This window comes from Pseudomonas sp. NPDC090755 (genome assembly GCF_044769005.1).
Classification (GTDB): domain Bacteria; phylum Pseudomonadota; class Gammaproteobacteria; order Pseudomonadales; family Pseudomonadaceae; genus Aquipseudomonas.
The window spans coordinates 281,461-299,462 of sequence record NZ_JBIVXC010000004.1 but is presented as its reverse complement, the minus strand read 5'-3'; the positions used below and the strand labels follow the sequence as shown (position 1 = coordinate 299,462).

General features: G+C 63.1%; 12 protein-coding genes. 3 read left to right on the top strand and 9 right to left on the bottom strand.

What is annotated here, in order from left to right:
* The first annotated feature begins 180 nt into the window (after positions 1–180).
* Entirely contained in the window at positions 181–438 is a 258-nt protein-coding gene (locus ACIQUS_RS09660; RefSeq protein ID WP_403046019.1) for a DUF1652 domain-containing protein, read from the top strand.
* Here the strand turns inward: ACIQUS_RS09660 and ACIQUS_RS09655 are convergent.
* From ACIQUS_RS09655 to ACIQUS_RS09615, 9 genes are all read right to left on the bottom strand, one after another.
* Positions 426–701, bottom strand: coding sequence for a peptidylprolyl isomerase (locus ACIQUS_RS09655; RefSeq protein ID WP_007932676.1), 276 nt, complete (start codon positions 699–701; stop codon positions 426–428). The two genes, ACIQUS_RS09660 and ACIQUS_RS09655, sit on opposite strands and share 13 nt — an antisense overlap.
* A gap of 35 nt (positions 702–736) precedes the next feature.
* Entirely contained in the window at positions 737–2,698 is a 1,962-nt protein-coding gene (locus tag ACIQUS_RS09650) for an acetoacetate--CoA ligase (protein ID WP_403046015.1), read from the bottom strand.
* 26 nt (positions 2,699–2,724) lie between these two features.
* Positions 2,725–3,204 carry a serine protease inhibitor ecotin gene (eco, locus tag ACIQUS_RS09645; RefSeq protein ID WP_403046013.1) on the bottom strand — a complete coding sequence of 160 codons (480 nt, stop codon included), beginning with the start codon at positions 3,202–3,204 and terminating at the stop codon, positions 2,725–2,727.
* Positions 3,205–3,260: 56 nt separating this feature from the next.
* Entirely contained in the window at positions 3,261–4,031 is a 771-nt protein-coding gene (gene hbdH / locus ACIQUS_RS09640; RefSeq protein ID WP_403046010.1) for a 3-hydroxybutyrate dehydrogenase, read from the bottom strand.
* 9 nt (positions 4,032–4,040) lie between these two features.
* A complete protein-coding gene (locus ACIQUS_RS09635) occupies positions 4,041–5,432 on the bottom strand; it encodes a GntP family permease (protein WP_403046008.1) in 1,392 nt (463 codons plus the stop codon).
* Positions 5,433–5,653: 221 nt separating this feature from the next.
* A complete protein-coding gene (locus ACIQUS_RS09630) occupies positions 5,654–7,045 on the bottom strand; it encodes a sigma-54 interaction domain-containing protein (RefSeq protein WP_403046005.1) in 1,392 nt (463 codons plus the stop codon).
* 30 nt (positions 7,046–7,075) lie between these two features.
* Positions 7,076–8,098 carry an ABC transporter permease gene (locus ACIQUS_RS09625; RefSeq protein WP_403046003.1) on the bottom strand — a complete coding sequence of 341 codons (1,023 nt, stop codon included), beginning with the start codon at positions 8,096–8,098 and terminating at the stop codon, positions 7,076–7,078.
* On the bottom strand, positions 8,098–9,156 hold the full coding sequence (locus ACIQUS_RS09620) for a microcin C ABC transporter permease YejB (RefSeq protein ID WP_403046000.1): 1,059 nt from the start codon (positions 9,154–9,156) through the stop codon (positions 8,098–8,100). Before ACIQUS_RS09620 ends, ACIQUS_RS09625 begins: the two co-directional genes overlap by 1 nt.
* Positions 9,153–10,997 carry an extracellular solute-binding protein gene (locus tag ACIQUS_RS09615; RefSeq protein WP_403045998.1) on the bottom strand — a complete coding sequence of 615 codons (1,845 nt, stop codon included), beginning with the start codon at positions 10,995–10,997 and terminating at the stop codon, positions 9,153–9,155. Before ACIQUS_RS09615 ends, ACIQUS_RS09620 begins: the two co-directional genes overlap by 4 nt.
* A gap of 337 nt (positions 10,998–11,334) precedes the next feature.
* On the opposite strand from ACIQUS_RS09615, the gene ACIQUS_RS09610 reads away from it, so the two are divergent.
* Together ACIQUS_RS09610 and ACIQUS_RS09605 are read left to right on the top strand one after the other, a co-directional pair.
* Positions 11,335–15,255: a hypothetical protein gene (locus ACIQUS_RS09610; RefSeq protein WP_403045995.1), complete on the top strand. Its 3,921-nt coding sequence runs from the start codon at positions 11,335–11,337 to the stop codon at positions 15,253–15,255.
* A 329-nt stretch (positions 15,256–15,584) separates the two neighbouring features.
* Positions 15,585–17,984, top strand: coding sequence for an RCC1 domain-containing protein (locus ACIQUS_RS09605; protein WP_403045993.1), 2,400 nt, complete (start codon positions 15,585–15,587; stop codon positions 17,982–17,984).
* Positions 17,985–18,002: the final 18 nt, after the last annotated feature.

The following is an 18,002-nucleotide window of genomic DNA, read 5'->3' as shown; positions in this document are numbered from 1 at the left end:
AAAACGATCTGAACAACTGGCAAAAATGATAGGTAGCCATAGGCCATTACCTCGGAGTGGCCAGATAAATGCCTTGGTGCTTATAGGGAAAGAGTCTGAGCAGGCCCAGGGAAATGGCCTAGGCTAAGGGGCGGACCGGACACACGGAACGGTTGTCCGCCACCTGCCAAGGAGATCCCCATGCTGTCGACCCTGGAGTTGCGCAACATCATTGAACGCAGTTTCTTACCGGTACGCTGCCAGTGTACCCAGGCCGCCGACCGCTCGTTGACCGTGCGGGTATTCGATCGAAGCAGTGAGCAGGTCGATCTGCTGGTGACCGGGATCAAGGCTGAACAGCTGACCAGCAGCCGGGCGATTTCCAGCCTGATCATGGGGCTGCGCAATGACCTGGCCGGCCAGGCGCAGCAGCGCGGCGAGCGTCTTCAGTCGCGGTAGAACACCTGCACCAGGTGATAACCGAACTTGCTCTTGATCGGGCCGTGCACGGTACGCAGCGGCTTCTTGAAGATCACCTGGTCGATGGCCCCGACCATTTGCCCCGGGCGCACTTCACCCAGGTCGCCGCCGCGTTTGCCGGAGGGGCAGGTGGAGTATTTCTTGGCCAGCACATCGAACGCCTCGCCCTTGGCGATGCGTTGCTTGAGCTGTTCGGCCTCCTCGGCGGTCTTGACCAGAATGTGCCGGGCCTGTGCTTTCATTTCGTTGTACCTGTGCAAAGCGCTGAAACCGCGCATTATGCCTGATCGCGCAGCTCCGGTCGGTCGCGAAATTGCGCCAGGGCTTCGGGGTTGGCCAGCGCGTCGGTGTTCTTCACCGGCTCGCCGTGCACCACGTTGCGAATCGCCAGCTCCACGATCTTGCCGCTGATGGTGCGCGGGATATCGCTGACCGCGGCAATCACCGCCGGCACATGGCGTGGGGTGGTGTTGCGGCGAATCACCTGGCGGATACGCGCCTGCAGCGCCTCATCCAGTTGCAGGCCTTCGCGCAGGCGCACGAACAGCACCACGCGCACGTCGTTGTGCCAGCGTTGGCCGATGGCGACGCTTTCCAGCACTTCGTCGATCTTTTCCACCTGGCGGTAGATTTCCGCCGTGCCGATGCGCACGCCGCCGGGGTTGAGCACAGCGTCCGAGCGACCGTGGATCAGCAGGCCGCCTTCCGGAGTTTGCTCGGCGTAGTCGCCCTGGGCCCAGACCCCGGGGAACTGGCTGAAGTAGGCGGCGCGAAAACGCTCGCCCTGCGGATCGTTCCAGAAGCCCAGGGGCATGGCCGGGAAATGCCGGGTGCACACCAGCTCGCCTTTCTCGCCCACCAGCGACTGGCCGTTGTCGTCCCAGACGTCTACCGCCATGCCCAGGCTCTTGCACTGGATTTGCCCGCGGCGCACCGGCAGCACCGGGTTGCCGATGACGAAGCACGAGCAGATATCGGTGCCGCCCGACATTGAGGCCAGGCACAGGTCCGCCTTGAATTCGCGGTAGACGTAGTCATAGCTCTCTGGTGACAACGGCGAGCCGGTGGACAGCAGCAACTTGAGCGAGGCCAGCGAGTGGTTCAGGCGAGGCCGCACATGGGCATGCTCCAGCGCCGCCAGGTACTTGGCACTGGTGCCGAAGGCCGTGATCCGTTCGCTGTCGATCAGGTCGAGCAGGCGCTCGGGACCGGGGTGCAGGGGGGAGCCGTCATAGAGCACCAGGGTGGTGCCCAGGGCCAGGCCACTGACCAGCCAGTTCCACATCATCCAGCCGCAGGTGGTGTAGTAGAACAGCACGTCGTCGGCGCCCAGGTCATTGTGCAGGCCGTGCTCCTTCAAATGCTGCAGCAGCACGCCGCCGGCGCTGTGGACAATGCACTTGGGCACGCCGGTGGTGCCGCTGGAATAGAGGATGTAGAGGGGGTGGTCGAAGGGCAGCGAGGTGAACAGCGGTTCACCACCGGCCTGGTAGAAATCGTCCCACAGGCTGATCGGTGCACTGCTGTGGAATTCGTCAACGCGTGTGTGGAGGCGCGTGTAGGGCACCACCACGACCTGTTCGACGCTGGGCAACCCGGCCAGCACTTCGTTGATTTTGTCGACCTGGTCGATGGCCTTGCCGGCGTACGCGTACCCGGCGCAGACGATCATCAGCTTCGGCTCGATCTGGCCGAAGCGATCAATGATGCCGTGGGTGCCGAACTCCGGCGACGAGCAGGACCAGACCGCACCCAGGCTGGTGCAGGCCAGCATGGCCACCAGGGTTTGCCAGGTGTTGGGCATGCACGCCGCCACGCGGTCGCCGACGCCAATGCCGACGGCCTGGAAACTGCGCTGCAGGCCGGCGACCTGGGCGGCCAGATCGGCATGACTGATCGTCTGCCGCTCACCGTCTTCACGCACCACGATCAACGCGGTTCGCTCATCGCGGCGCTTAAGCAGGTGTTCGGCAAAATTCAGGGTGGCACCGCTGAACCAGCGGGCATCGGGCATGTGCGCGCCCTCGTCGAGCACCCGGGTGGCCGGCTGATGCCAGCGCACCTGGAAATACTCGGCCAGGGTCTGCCAGAACGCGGCACGCTGGTCGATGCTCCAGCGGTGCAGCTCGAAGTAGTCGGCAAGCGCCAGGCCATGCCGGCGATTGACTTCACGGCGAAAGGCATCCATGCGACTGGCCTGAATGCGCGCCTTGCCGGGGCGCCAGAGCACTTCGTTCATGCCGCGTTCCTCGTGTGTGGAACCCTTTACTCCACTGTAGCCTTCTTCACGTCGTCTGCGGCCGACCAGATGCGGTAGCGCACCTCGACACCGTCAGGCACATAGACCACCACCGGCAGCTTGCTGTTGTAGCGCAGCAGGAAACCGTCGCCGATCACCGGCACGAAGGCTTGTTGTTTCTTGCCGTCCGGGCAGGCCATCAAGGTCGAGGCCGGGCCCATGACTTTTTCCAGGCGGTAGTAGGAGTAGCCCCAGCCTTGCAGGGTCTGTTCTTCCAGGTTGCCGCCCAGGTGCTGGCGGTTGCAGTCGACCTGCAGTTGCTTGCCGGCCAGTACCTCCAGCTTGAAGGCCGACTCGTCGGCCTGTGCCGGCAGGTGGATGACCTGGCGGGTAAAGCCTTTTTCGGCCTCGGGGTAGGGCGCGACATCCTTGAGACTGGCGGCCTGTGCAGAAGCGGCGGCAGCCAGGGTCAGGGTGAACAACGCGGTGAGGGGGATCGGGCGCATGAAGGCCTCCTTGCAGGTAAAAAAGACGATGCCGCAGCCAGATCCCGAGCCACCCGTCATTGGGCCAGCCAGCCGCCATCGATGTTCCAGGCGGCGCCGCGAACCTGGCTGCCAGCTTCGCTACAGAGGAACAATACCAGCTCACCCAGGTGTTCGGGAGTGACGAAGGACAGCGAAGGCTGCTTTTCGGCCAGCAGATCGCGCTGCGCCTGCCCGGCATCGGCACCGCCGGCGGCGCGGTCGTCGATCTGTTTCTGCACCAAGGGCGTCAGTACCCAGCCGGGGCAGATGGCGTTGCAGGTGATGTTGCTGGTGGCGGTTTCCAGGCCCACCACCTTGGTCAGCCCGATCACCCCGTGCTTGGCCGCCACGTAGGCGGCCTTGCCGGTGGAACCGACCTGGCCGTGCACCGAGGCAATGTTGACGATACGTCCCCAGTTGCGTTGGCGCATGCCCGGCAGCACCAGGCGGGTGCCGTGGAACACGGCGGTCAGGTTGACGGCGATGATCGAGTTCCAGCGCTCCACCGGGAAGTCTTCGACCGGGGCCACGTGCTGGATGCCGGCGTTGTTGACCAGGATGTCGACGCCACCGAACTCGCGCTCGGCATAGGCGAACAGGTCTTCGATCTGCGCCACGTCACCGAGGTCGGCCGGGTGATGCCCGACCCGGGTGCCGTGCCGGGCCACTTCGGCGATCACCGCGTTGGCGTCGCCGAAACCATTGAGAATCAGGTTGGCCCCGGCCCGCGCCAGGACATGGGCGATGCCCAGGCCGATACCGCTGGTGGAACCGGTGACCAGTGCTGTCTTGCCGATGAGATTCATGGGTGCTCCTTAGACGATGCCGGTGGCGTAGAAGGTGGCGATGACCACGAACACTGCCAGGGTCTTGATCAGGGTAATACCGAAAATGTCCTTGTAGGCTTCGCGGTGGGTCAGGCCGGTCACCGCCAGCAGGGTGATCACCGCGCCGTTGTGCGGCAGGGTGTCCATGCCGCCACTGGCCATGGACGCCACCCGGTGCAGCACCTCAAGGGGAATGTTGGCCGCGTTGGCGGCGGCGATGAAACTGTCGGACATCGCCGCCAGGGCAATGCTCATGCCCCCCGAGGCCGAACCGGTGATGCCGGCCAGCAGGGTGACGGTGATGGCCTCGTTGACCAGTGGGTTGGGGATCGCGCGCAAGGCGTCGGCCAGTACCAGAAAGCCCGGCAGCGAGGCGATCACCGCGCCGAAGCCGTATTCCGAAGCGGTGTTCATGGCGGCCAGCAAGGCGCCGCTGACCGCGCTCTTGCTGCCTTCGGCCAGGCGATGCTTGATGGCGGAGAACCCTGTGATCAGCACCAGCAAAATGCCCAGCAGCAAGGCCGCTTCCACCGCCCAGATCGCCGTGAGCTTGGCGATATCGGTCTGCACCGGCGCGCTCATGCCCGGCAACGCGAGGCTGTGGGTCTTGCCGTACCAGGCGGGAATCCAGTGGGTGAACAGCAGGTTCATCACCCCCACCAGCAGCAGGGGCGAGAGGGCCAGCAGCGGGTTGGGCAGCGAGAGGTCGGCGGCGGTTTCCGGCTCGTTGCGCAGGTCCGTGCCGTAGCCTTCACCGGCGCGCTGGGCCTTGTTGCGCTGACGCTGCAGGTAGAGCATGCCGGTGCAGAACACGAACAGGGTGCCGATCAGCCCCAGCCAGGGCGCGGCCCATGCGGTGGTGTTGAAGAAGGTGCTGGGGATGATGTTCTGGATCTGCGGGGTGCCGGGCAGGGCGTCCATGGTGAAGGAGAACGCGCCCAGGGCGATGGTCGCCGGAATCAGGCGTTTGGGGATGTTGCTCTGGCGGAACATCTCGGCGGCGAACGGGTAGACCGCGAACACCACCACGAACAGCGAAACCCCACCGTAGGTCAGCAAGGCGCAGACCAGCACGATCACCAGCATCGCCTGGCGGGTGCCGAGCAGGCCAATGGCGGCGGCGACGATGGAGCGGGAAAAGCCCGACAGCTCGATCAGCTTGCCGAATACGGCGCCGAGCAGGAACACCGGGAAGTACAGCTTGATGAAGCCGACCATCTTCTCCATGAACACGCCAGTGAAGGCCGGGGCCACGGCGGAGGGATCGGTCAGCAGTACCGCGCCGAGCGCGGCGATGGGGGCGAAGAGGATAACGCTGTAACCACGGTAGGCAGCCAGCATCAGCAGCGCCAGGGCTGCCAGGGCGATGATCACACTCATCGAGTGTCTCCTTGGGTGCATCTTGTTTTTGTTGGTTCGCTGGAGATAGCGGGAATCGTGCCAAGTATCTAAGTTGTTGATTTATATAAAATTAATTGGTTTTTTATAGGGTTTTGTCTCTGTTTGGAGACGGTGGTAATCGCGGGGCAAGCCCGCTCCTACAGCTTTGTAGGAGCGGGCTTGCCCCGCGAAGCGATCTCAAATCAGAAACACAAGTCTCTTTATGGAGACGAAATCCCCAGCGCCACCAGCTTCTTGTACAAGGTAGACCGCCCCAATCCCAGTTGCCGCGCGGCCTGCGGCACATTGCCGGCACAGCGGGCGAGGGCATCGCTCAGCAACTGGCGCTCGAAATCCGTGCATGCCTGTTTATAGCTCAAAGGTGGCGCCGTGACCTGCAACGGTGCCAGGTTACCCAGCGCCGCCTGCACATCCTCGGCACCCAGTCGTGGCTGGTCCGCCAGCAAGGTGGCCCGCTCCAGCACATTGCGCAGCTCGCGTATATTGCCCGGCCAGGCATGCCGGGCCAGCAATGCCTGGGCATCGGGCTCCAGTTCATGCTGGCTGCCCAGCGCTTCGAGGATCGCTTCGCACAACGCCGGCAGGTCATCCAGACGCTCACGCAACGGCGGTACCTGGATCGGCAGGACGTTGAGGCGGTAATACAGGTCGGCGCGAAATTCGCCCCGGGCCATGGCCGCCGCCAGGTCCGTGGAGGTCGCGGCAATGATGCGCACATCGCTGTGCATCATCTGATTGGAGCCGACCGGCTCGTATTCCTTTTCCTGCAACACGCGCAGCAGTTTGCTCTGCAGCGGCAGGGGCATGTCGCCGATCTCGTCGAGAAACAGGGTGCCGCCTTCGGCCAGTTGCAGCTTGCCCGGACGGCCCTTGCGGTCGGCGCCGGTATAAGCCCCGGGGGCGGTGCCGAAGAATTCGGCTTCGAGCAGGGTCTCGGGAATGGCGGCGCTGTTGATGCTGACAAAGGCCTTGTGCGCCCGTGGCGAGGCGGCATGGATGGCATGGGCCAGCAGCTCCTTGCCGGTTCCGGTCTCGCCCAGCAGCAACACTGGCGAATCGCTGCTGGCACCTCGCCGGGCGCGACGCTTGACCTCAAGGCTGGCGGCACTGGTGCCGATGAACTGGGTAAAGCTGTACTTGGCCTGGCGTGCGCGCAGCAGCGAGCGGGTCGAGGCCAGTTCCTGCTGCATGCTGGCATAGCGCTTGAGCAACGGTGACAGGCTGCGCAGCTCATCGAACAGGGCAAAGCCGATGGCGCCAATCAGCGCACCGTCGCCGTCGTGCACCGGCAGGCGCATGACCACCAGGGGATCCTTGGGCGTGTCGAGCATGTCCAGCAGGATCGGTCGACCGTTGGCCAGCACCTCACGCATCAGGCTGCCGGGTATCACGCTTTCGCAGGGTTGGCCGATGGCGCTGGCGGCGTCGCCCAGGCCAAAGCGCCGGGCATAGCGCTCGTTGATCCAGACAATCCGTGCGTCGCGATCGACGATAATCGTGCCTTCACTGGACTGCTCGATGATCTCGAACAGCGAACGGATGGCCAGCTGGCGGACCTGCTGGTAATCCTTGAGGCTGTCATTGGCAGGCATGGACCGCTCCCTGAAACTCGAAGGCTGCGATTATGCCCGTGGATCGAAGGCTTCGCGCAAGGCATCGCCAATGAACACCAGCAACGACAGGATCAGGGCCAGGGCGAAGAACGCGGTAAAGCCCAGCCACGGCGCTTGCAGGTTCTGCTTGCCCTGGTTGACCAGCTCGCCCAGAGAGGCGCTGCCGGCGGGCATGCCGAAGCCGAGAAAATCCAGGGCGGTGAGTGTGGTGATGGCGCCGGTGAGGATGAACGGCAGGTAGGTCAGGGTGGCGTTCATGGCATTGGGCAGGATGTGCCGCAGGATCACCCAGCGGTCGGGCAGGCCCAGGGCGCGGGCGGCCTGCACGTACTCCAGGTTGCGTCCGCGCAGGAATTCGGCGCGCACCACGTCCACCAGCGCCAGCCAGGAAAACAGCGCCATGATCCCCAACAACCACCAGAAATTCGGCTCGACGAACCCGCTGAGGATGATCAGTAGGTACAGCACCGGCAAACCCGACCAGACCTCCAGCAGGCGCTGGCCGATCAGGTCGACCCAGCCGCCGTGGTAGCCCTGCAAAGCCCCGGCGGCAATGCCGATCAGGGTACTGATCAAGGTCAGCGCCAGGGCGAACAGGATCGACACCCGGGTACCGTACAGCACCCGTGCCAGCACATCGCGGGCCTGGTCGTCGGTGCCCAGCCAGTTCACCGGCGTAGGTGGGCTGGGGGTCGGTTGCTGCAGGTCGTAGTTGGGGGTGTCGGCGCTGAACGGCACCGGGGCGAACAGCATCCAGCCGCCCTGGTCCTTGATCAGCGTCTGCACGTACTGGCTGCGGTAGTCGGGCTGGAACGGCAGCTGGCCGCCGAATGCCTGCTCGGTGTAGCGCTTGAATGCCGGAAAGTACAACTGGCCCTGGTATCCGAGCAGCAGCGGTTTGTCATTGGCCACCAGCTCCGCGCCCAGGCTCAGCACCAGCAATACGCCAAACATCCACAGCGAGTACCAGCCACGGCGATTGCGCCGAAAGCGCTGCAGGCGCCTGCGCGAAACCGGCGACAAACTGAACATCAGTGTGCCCTCGTGGCAAAGTCGATGCGCGGATCCACCAAGGTGTAGCACAGGTCACCCACCAGGCGGATCAGCAGGCCGAACAGGGTGAAAATGAACAGCGAGCCGAACACCACCGGGTAGTCCCGCGAGACCGCCGCCTCGTAGCTCATGCGCCCCAGGCCATCGAGGGAGAAGATCACCTCGATCAGCAGGGAACCGGCAAAAAAAACGCTGATCAGCGCCTGGGGAATGCCGGCCACCACCAGCAAGATGGCGTTGCGAAACACATGGCCGTACAACACCCGGCGCTCGCTCAGGCCCTTGGCCCGGGCGGTGATCACATACTGGCGGGTGATTTCGTTGAGAAAGGCGTTCTTGGTCAGCAGGGTTAGGGTGGCAAAACCACCGATCACCAGGGCGCCGACCGGCAGCACCAGGTGCCAGAAATAGTCGGCCAGCTTGCCCAGCAGGGTCAACTGGTCGAAGTTCTCCGACACCAGCCCACGCACCGGAAACCAGTTCAACGAGGTCCCACCGGCGAACACCACGATCAGCAGCAGGGCGAACAGGAACGACGGCAAGGCGTAGCCAATCACGATCAGGCTGCTGCTCCAGGCGTCGAAGGCGCTGCCGTGGCGCACGGCCTTGCGGATGCCCAGGGGAATCGACACCAGGTAGGTGATCAGCGTGGCCCAGAGGCCCAGGGACAGCGTCACCGGCATCTTCTGAAGGATCAGGTCGGTGACCTTGGCGCCGCGAAAGAAGCTGTTGCCGAAGTCCAGGCGGGCGTACTGACCGAGCATCAACCACAGTCGTTCGGGCGCGGACTTGTCAAAGCCGTACTGGCGCTTGATGTCCTCGATCAGCTTGGGATCGAGGCCGCGACTGGCCCGGGATCCGCTGTGCACCGTTTCGATACTGCCCCCCGGTGCACCGCCACCGATGCCTTGCAGGCGGGCGATGGCCTGTTCGACCGGACCGCCGGGGGCGGCCTGGACGATGACGAAGTTGACCAGCAGGATGATCAGCAAGGTCGGCACGATCAGCAGCAACCGGCGCAGGATGTAGACGGTCATGGCTGCTCCTTCATGCGTTCGGCCATCTGCGCGTTGGTCAGCGCCGTGGGGCTGACTTCCCACCAGCTGTCCAGGCCTTCATCGTTGCTGGCCTGTACCTTGGGCAGGCCGAAGCGGTTCCACCAGACGGTGGAGGAGCCGGGTGGGTAGTAGTTGGGGATCCAGTAGTAGTTCCACTGCAGCACCCGGTCCAGGGCGTGGGCATGGCGCAGCATGTCGGCCTGGGTGCTGGCCTTGACCAGGCCGTCGATCAGGCGGTCGACCGCCGGATCCTGCAGCACCATGTAGTTGTTCGAGCCCGGATCCGTGGCCGCCGCCGAGCCGAAGAAGTTGTACAGCTCAGGGCCAGGGGACGGCGACACCGGGTAGCCGGTGACGATCATGTCGTAGTCGCGCGCCATCAGCCGGTTGACGTACTGCGAGGCATCGATGCGGCGGATGTCCAGGGTGATGCCGATCTGCGCCAGCGTGCGCTTCCACGGCAACAGCAGGCGCTCGAAACCGGCCTGGCCGTTGAGGAAGGTAAAGCGCAAGGGTTCGCCCCGGGCGTTGACCAGTTGATCGCCTTCGGGCTTCCAGCCTGCTTCCTGAAGCAGCGCAAGGGCCTGCAATTGCTTGTCGCGGATGATCCCCGAACCATCGGTGCGCGGCGCCTCGAACACCTGGGTGAAGACTTCGGCCGGTACCTGCGCACGCAAGGGGTCGAGCAGCGCCCGTTCACTGGCATCGGGCAGGGCGCGGGCGGCCAGGGCGCTGTTGGAGAAAAAGCTCTGCTGGCGGATGTACAGGTTGCGCATCATCTGCCGGTTGCTCCATTCGAAGTCCCACAGAAGGGCCAGCGCCTGGCGCGTCCGGCGGTCCTTGAACACCGGGCGCTGCAAGTTGAAGACAAACCCTTGGGCGGTCTGCGGCGCGTCCTTGCCCAGGTGGGCCCGCTGCAGACGTCCATCGTCCAGGGCCGGGCTGGCATAGCCGATGGTGAAGCCGGTGGCGGAGAACTCACGGTTGTAGTCGAAGCCGCCGCCGCGCAGCACCTGGCGCGCCACCTCGGTGTCGCCGAAGTACTCGATGCGCAGGTGGTCGAAGTTGTAGCGCCCGCGGTTGACCGGCAGGTCCTTCGCCCACCAGGTGGGGTCGCGTTCGAAGGTGATGCTGCGACCGTTGTCGATCTGCCCGATCCGGTACGGCCCACTCCCCAGTGGCGCCTCGAAGCCAGCGCCGCTGGCGAAGTCGCGATCCTTCCACCAGTGCTCGGGCAGCACCGGCAAGGTGGCCAGGTCCAGGGGCAGGGTGCGGTTCTGGTTGTTCTTGAAGTGAAAACGCACCTGTCGCGGGCCTTCGACTTCTACCCGTTCGACTTCGGCGAACTGGGTGCGGTACTTGAGGTTGCCCGCCCGCATCAACAGCTCGAAGGTGTAGCGCACATCCTCGGCGCGGATCGGCTGGCCATCGGCGAAGCGCGCCCGTGGGTCGAGGTAGAAACGCAGCCAGTGGCCGTCCGGGTCGCGCTCAAGCCGTTCGGCCACCAGTCCATAGACCGTGTACGGCTCATCCTGGGAGCGCACGGCCAGCGGCGAGTACAACCAGCCGTCGACCTCGGCGACGCCGATGCCTTTGTCGATGTAGGGAATGATGTGGTCGAACTGGCCGATCTCGATGGCCGAGCGACGCAGGCTTCCCCCCTTGGGGGCTGCTGGATTGGCGTAGGCGAAATGGTTGAAGCCTGCAGGGTAGCGCGGTGCCTGGCCATACACCGTCAGTGCGTGTTGCGGTGCCGCCAGGGTGCTCAGGGCAAGGGGCAGGAAGACGCCGAAGATGACACCGGATAGAGCTCTGCGCATCGAGATTAACCTGAAGGTGCAAGCCTGGGTACCTCGTACTCCTGCGAGTTTACGGTGCACCGCCATCGGGCGCCAAATCTGCCTCGAAGCACATGTCCCGTGACTTGAGCGTAGCAGGAACGAACGATGGCAGATCAACGTAAAAACGCCGAACGGCTCCCTTCGCATCCCCCGCTGGTGCTCAACGCATGTGAAGTGGACGGCTTCGATGCATGTGCTCGCCTGGGGCGGCAACGCCCCGCATCTGTCCCCGCGGGATGGAAAAATTTCGTATCGACTGGAAACAAACCTGGCAGCCCGTTAGGCGCTGCCCCTCTCTGTAATCAGGAATAACACTATGTATGAGTCAAACAATCCACTCGCCGCCCCGATCGTGCGTCAGGTGGCAATCCTCGGTGATGTGGTGGTCGGCGCGACAGTGCGCGGCAGCTATCAGTACGTCAACGAGGCCGAAAACCCTGAAGAGGGCTCCACTTACACCTGGTATGTCGATGGTGTTGCCCTTGAGGAAACGGGCATCGATCTGTACCTGTTGGAAAGCTACGCCGATAAACGGCTGATTTTCCAGATCACCGCCCGGGCCGCTTCCGGTGAGCACGCCGCGCCAGCTGCTTCAATGGCCTACCTGATTGAAACCCGGGTACAGAACATCAGTGAGGAAGAGAACAGCAATTCCTTCCTCAAGCAACGCGGCAACTTTTCGCTCTACCAGAGCGAGCCGTCCGACCGCATTTTCACCTCGACTTCGGGGGCTTTCTCCCTGGTTGATGGTCGCAGTCAAAACGTGCATGTGAGCGGAGCCCGGGATTTTGGCGGCGTACTGCCCGATGAGCTCAAGCAGTTCCTGAGCAACAACCCCGCTGTCCGACTGTTCTCAACGGAAAGGGACTTTGGCGCGCTGGTCCGGGTCGCCGGTGACAACAACCGCTTGCTGTTGTGGGGCAGTAACATTGGTCAACTGCCGGGGGACCTGAACAACATCAAGGCGGTTTACACCAATCGCTACGCCCTGGCCTGGATCTACAAGGACCGTACGGCTAATCAGCACCGGATCGGCGCCGTCGGGCATGCCACGTATGGCGGTGTCGTTCCGGACGAGATTCAGACCCACCTGTTCTTCGACCCTCCGCGCGCCATCTATGCCATCGAAGATGCCTTTGCGGTGTTGACCGAAGGCGGCAAGGTCTATGCCTGGGGTAATCCGGCGAGTGGCGGGACCATTGGCAACATCACGCGTCAGCATCTGGACCGTATGAACGTCAACCGTATCATCGGTACTGCTGGAGCGTTTTGCGCCATTGGGCCTTACATCGGCGAAGACGAAGAGGTTCAGCACATCGCTACCTGGGGGCCGCGCAACAGTGGCGGTGTGCTGGATGCAGAACATATCGAGATGCTGCATGATCTGGATGGCGTGGTGGAAGTCATTGCCAGCAGAAACGCGTTTTGTGCGATCACCAAACGCCGGGGACGGCTGGTGACCTGGGGCCACGCCAGCCACGGTGGCGTCATGTCCACCGCCGCCCGTGAGCTGGCAGCGCGCGGCAACATCGTCCTTTGCAAAGCCTCGGCCTGGGCATTTTGCATGGTAAACCGTTTCGGTCAGGCAGAGGCCTGGGGCGCCGTTGGCTACGGTGGCAACACACCGACTGGCGCCAATGTGCAGTCCCTGGATGCGGGAGAAGCACTCAAGCTCAGTGGCGTCAAACCGAAGCTGGAGGCGTTGTTTCAGCGCTGGGCGGTCGATGAAGATTATCAACGACGCTCGGAAGGCAAATCCGTAGGCTTGCGCGGCGTTGATGAGTGTGGTTGTCCCGACCGCAGCAGCGCTTCGCGATTGATCAGCACGGAAGGGACCATCAGTCTCTATGCCAATGATTCGGCGTTCTTGCTGCTGGCCCAGGACGACTACGGCCTGACCCATGAACTGTTCACCTGGGGCTACAGTGCTTCGGGCGGCACCATGCCTCAACCGGTTCACCAGGTGCTGATGGGCAGCCTGGTGAATGCGGTGTACTGCACCAACAACTCGTTTGCGGTGATCGCCACCCAGGGCAGTGTGACCGGGGCCGTGACGACCTGGGGCGCGACGCTCGCACAAAATGGCGCCGGGCAAATTCCTGATGCACTGCAGCCCCATGTGCGTGAGGGGGTCGTGGAGCTGTATTCCGTCAAGCAGATGCCTGCGTATAACGTGACTTCGCAGGTCTACCAGGCGGCGCATGCTGCACGACGCGACGACCACAAATACGTCATTTGGGGGGCAGGCAACCTGATCGAGAACGGTCTGCTCGACCCGAAACAGATCGAGACGGCCCAGCAAGGCAGGCATTGTCCACCGAATACGGACTGGTCTGACTGGCCCGGTGCTGACCCGTTGCCACGCAAGTCCAGGGCTCGCCCCATTGCGACCGATGTGACCATCATTGGCCGGCCGATTGTTGGCGGCAGCGTCCGTGGCAGCTATCGCTACTCCCATACGCCACATTTCGAATCCCGGTTGGAAGCGGGTTCCATCTATCGCTGGACCGTAGACAACGAAGTGGTTGGCACAGCACTGGATCTCAAGCTGGTCAGTGACTATGCCAATCGCACCCTGAGGTTTTCGGTCATACCGCGTACCGCAGGCGGCGAGGTAGGTTTGGAAACCTTTTCTGCGCCTGTGCGCATGGAGCGTGGATTCCAGGGCATCAGCGAGGAAGAAAACAGCAACAGCTTCCTCAAGCAGCAAGGCAACTTTTCGTTTCATGTACCAGAGCCCGCAGATCGCATCTTCGCCTCGACAGGCGGCGCGTTTGCGATGATCGACGGGAACACCCAGAGCATTTACGTTGAAGGGCAGAATGATTGGGGCGCCGCGGTACCGGAGCCGATCAAGAATTTTCTCGTCAACAACCCGGGTGTGGTGCTGTATTCCACCGAGCGGGACTTCGGTGTGCTGGCCAACATCCAGGGAACCCCGGCCAACCAGTTGCTGGTCTGGGGCAGCAACATGCCGACGACGCTGCCGCCACTGCGCAACATCGATGCGGTCTACAGCAACCGCAACGCCTTTGCTTTCATCTATCGCAACCCTACCGGTGCGGGTCCCCGGATAGGTGCGGTAGGGCGGGTCAATGACCCAAGCGCGACGGTGCCACCGGCTATTCTGCAGGCACTGCTGTTCGATGCACCCAAGGCCATCCATGCCACTGAGGACGCCTTTGTCGTGCGCACCGTCAGCGGCAAGGTCTACGCCTGGGGCAATCCTCGAAACGGTGGAAGTATTGCGCCCAACGTTCAGGCGCTGCTTGATGGCATGGTTGTCGAGAAGATTATCACTGGGGCCTTCGCCGTCTGTGCGATCGGTACCAACGGTGAACTGGCGACCTGGGGTTCAGGCCCGGACGGTGGCGACATCCCGGTAGACAAGTATGGAGAGATCATTCGTGATGGCGGCGTCGAGACCGTCATTGCGGCGACCGGGGCATTTTGTGCCATTACCCGCCGAAGCCGCATCGCTGTGAGTTGGGGCGGCCCCCAGGTGGGCGGAACGATGTCGCCGACTGCCGCACTGCTGGCAGCCGGAGGCGACATTCGGATCTGCAAGGCAAACCGCTGGGCGTTCACCATGATCAACGGACGCGGGCAGGCGGAGGCTTGGGGAGCCCCCCAGTATGGCGGCGCCTCATTGACCCAGAACGTCAAGAATCAGATCCAGTCGGTGTTCGAGGGTTTTGCGGTTGAACAGGGGAAAACCATCATCGTCCCCGGCGCACTGTCGCTGTACTACAACGATGTCAGTTTCTTCCTGTTGAGCCGATTCCCGGATGGGCGCACCCGGGCGGCGATTGCCTGGGGATCTGCCAGGCATGGCGGGGAATTGCCCGGGCCGGTACAGCAGGTATTGATGGGCAGCCTGGTCAAGGATGTGTACTGCACCAACGGTGCCTATGGTGCGGTGCTGCAGCAGGGTGATATCACCGGTGCCGTCGTCGTCTGGGGCGCGACCCTGGCCATGGAGGATGCTGGGGAAATTCCTCCCGAACTGGCGCCATACCTGAGCAGCAATGTCACCGAGCTGTACTCGATCAAACGCTATCCGTTCTGGCAGAACCCGCCAATCAATCCACCGCACAATGACCCTTCCTTCGCGGCCAGGCGCGATGACGGCACTTACGTGCTGTGGGGCGGGAACGTCGACAACCAGTTCTATGACCCGGCCAACCCGGCCAAGCATGGAAAGGTGAAATCCAGGCCAACGTGTTTGAACGGGTGAAGGGCTGCACGAGCGAGTGTTCGCACAAGTCCCCATCCATCCTTGAGGAGCCCTCGGGTAAATCGCCAAGCCTAACGCCCATGAGGAGTGGCTGACAGTAACGTAGTCGCCCTGCGTTTTCAGCAGGGCGAATGCGATGCCAGGGCGCTCGAGGCCAGGGGCATGAAAATGCCAAGGATGACGCCGGATAGGACACTGCGCATCGAGATTAACCTGAACGAGCAAGCTTGGGGACCTAGCATTTCTGTCAGTTTACGGTGCGCCGCCATCGGGCGCTAAATCTGCCTCGCAGCACATTCCTCGTGACTTGAGCGTAGCAGGAGCGAACGATGGCAGATCAATGCATGAACACCGAACGGCCCCCTTTGCATCCCCCGCTGGTGCTCAAGGCGCGCGAAGTGGAAGGTTACGATGGGGGCATCGGCATCACCGAGGCCAAAGAAGACCTGGCGATAACCGTGTACGCCTGGCTGGACATGGCCCCCGGCCAGGTGTTGCACCTGTACCTCAATGACGACCCAAATTGGTTGCTGTCCCATACGATACTTGAAGACCACCAGAACCAGGACCTGCTGCTCTTTATCGAGCGCCAGCGCCTGCGCGCCGGCACCCTGGAGATCCACTACAGCGTCGACGACATCAACACCCAGCCCTCGGAGCGCTACCGGCTGCTGATCAAGCTCGATCGCCCCGGCTGTGTCGAGCCGGACCCTGCAACCGGAATCAGCGATGGCCTGCAGGCGCCGCAGGTGCCCGAGGAGATCGCCCGCTTTGGCGTTGGTCCCGAGCATCTGGAGGCGGGCGTCGAGGTAACGATCCCGCCCTTCGTCAACCGCTCACCGGTGCAGTGGATCACCCTGTATTGGGGCGGCGTACCGGTACGCCAGCAAGTAGTGATCGATGACCCGCTGGCCCCGGTGATCATCACCGTGCCTGCAGCAACCATTCTTGAAGCGGGCAACAGCGCAGCGCTGCCGCTGTTCTACGAGGTGCACGACGAGGTCAACAACTGGTCCGGGTACTCCCCCAGCACGCTGATCAAGGTGGTGGTGCGCGCAGGCGACTTGCCCGCGCCCCTGGTGCTGGACGCGGTCGATGGCTTTCTCGATGTGGCGGCGCTGGGCAGTCGTGCCGCCAGGGTCAAGGTCGAAACCCCGGCACCTGAGTTTGCCCCCGGCAACCTGGTGCGCCTGCATTGGGACGGTATCGATAGCGGCGGTAACTCGGTGTCCGAAATGCTCACCCTGGAAGTGGTGGACGGCAACGGCCTGGAGTTCGAAGTCGCCAATGCGCAGGTACGCGAAATCGTTCTCGGTCTGGCGCGGGTGTCCTATGACTTGTTGCGTACAGGGGAACCAACCCGTCGCTCATGGCAGACCACGGTACGGGTGATCGGCGAGATCTTCGAAGTCTACGGCGCGCGCTCCCAGCGCGGGGCGTATTACTACGCCAACTACAACCGCCTGGTGGCAAGCTCGCGCAGTGGCGGCGCGGTGCATTGGCAATATGAAGGGGTCGAAGGCGAAGGCCATACCGGCGAAGACTTTATCGACACCGCCCCCGAGCGCGTGCTGCAGGTGACCTACACCAGCCGCAAACCGGGCGGACGCACCAGCACACTGAGCCTGCGCCCGGGCAACGTCGCCGGGGTGCTGATGCATGGCAGCCATGACAGCGGCTGCCTGGTCAAGGATGACGGCAGCCTGTTTGGATGGAGCAATTACAGTGACGGGCTGCAGGCGCCTGGGGATATCACCGATGCGCGTTTTGTGGTCGGGGGCGGGAAGGCTTATGCGGCGATCACCAAAAGTGGCGGGGTTGTAGCCTGGGGTGTGGCGGAGGCGGGCGGGAACATCCCTGAAGTGGTACAGGCGGCTTTGGTCGATGTGCAGATGATCGCTGCCAGCGGTGGGGCTTTTGCGGCGTTGCTGGGAAATGGCCGCGTCGAGGCCTGGGGCTTGCCTGACGCGGGAGGGACTATCCCGGGAGGGATCAAGGTGAACCTGCACGACGTGCTGCAGATCGTCGGAACCAGCAATGGCTTTGCGACACGCAACATTAATGGCCAGGTGTTTTTCTGGGGCAGCCTTGGCCAAGGGCAGGTCGCTGACGCCTTTGGCGCGGTACACCTGAGTGCCACCAATCAGGCATTCGCAGCGCTCAAAGAGGATGGTGGTGTGCATGCCTGGGGATCGGCCGAGCACGGTGGTATCGCGCCCCGTGACTTGAGTGATGTTCGCCAGTTGGCCTCAACCAGTGGCGCCTTCGCGGTAGTCCGGGGAAATGGCGACATCGTCGCCTGGGGTGACGATCGCTTCGGCGGTGAGTTCCCCGGCCACCTGCGTGCAACGCTGGCCACTGCGATTCATCTGCAGGGCGCAACTACAGCCTTTGCCCTCCTACAGAGCGATGGTTCGGTCATTGCCTGGGGCCAGTCCGGCGAGGGCGCCACTGTGCCGGAAGGGCTACCGACTGTGCAGGCACTGACAGCCACCTACGGCGGTTTCGCTGCACTGCATAGCGACCGCTCGGTGACCTCATGGGGGCGTAACACACAAGCGACCACCGCCTTGGGTGCTCAATGCATTTACACCAGTGGTAGCTCGTTGGTGGCTCTACACGGCGATAGCCAACTACAGGCCTGGGGTAGCGATGCCCCCGATCTTACGCCCGTGGCTGGGCAGGTTTCCTATCTGCTGGGCGAAGAGCCGGCGGATTCAGCCAAGTAAACACACAAGAAGGAAAGA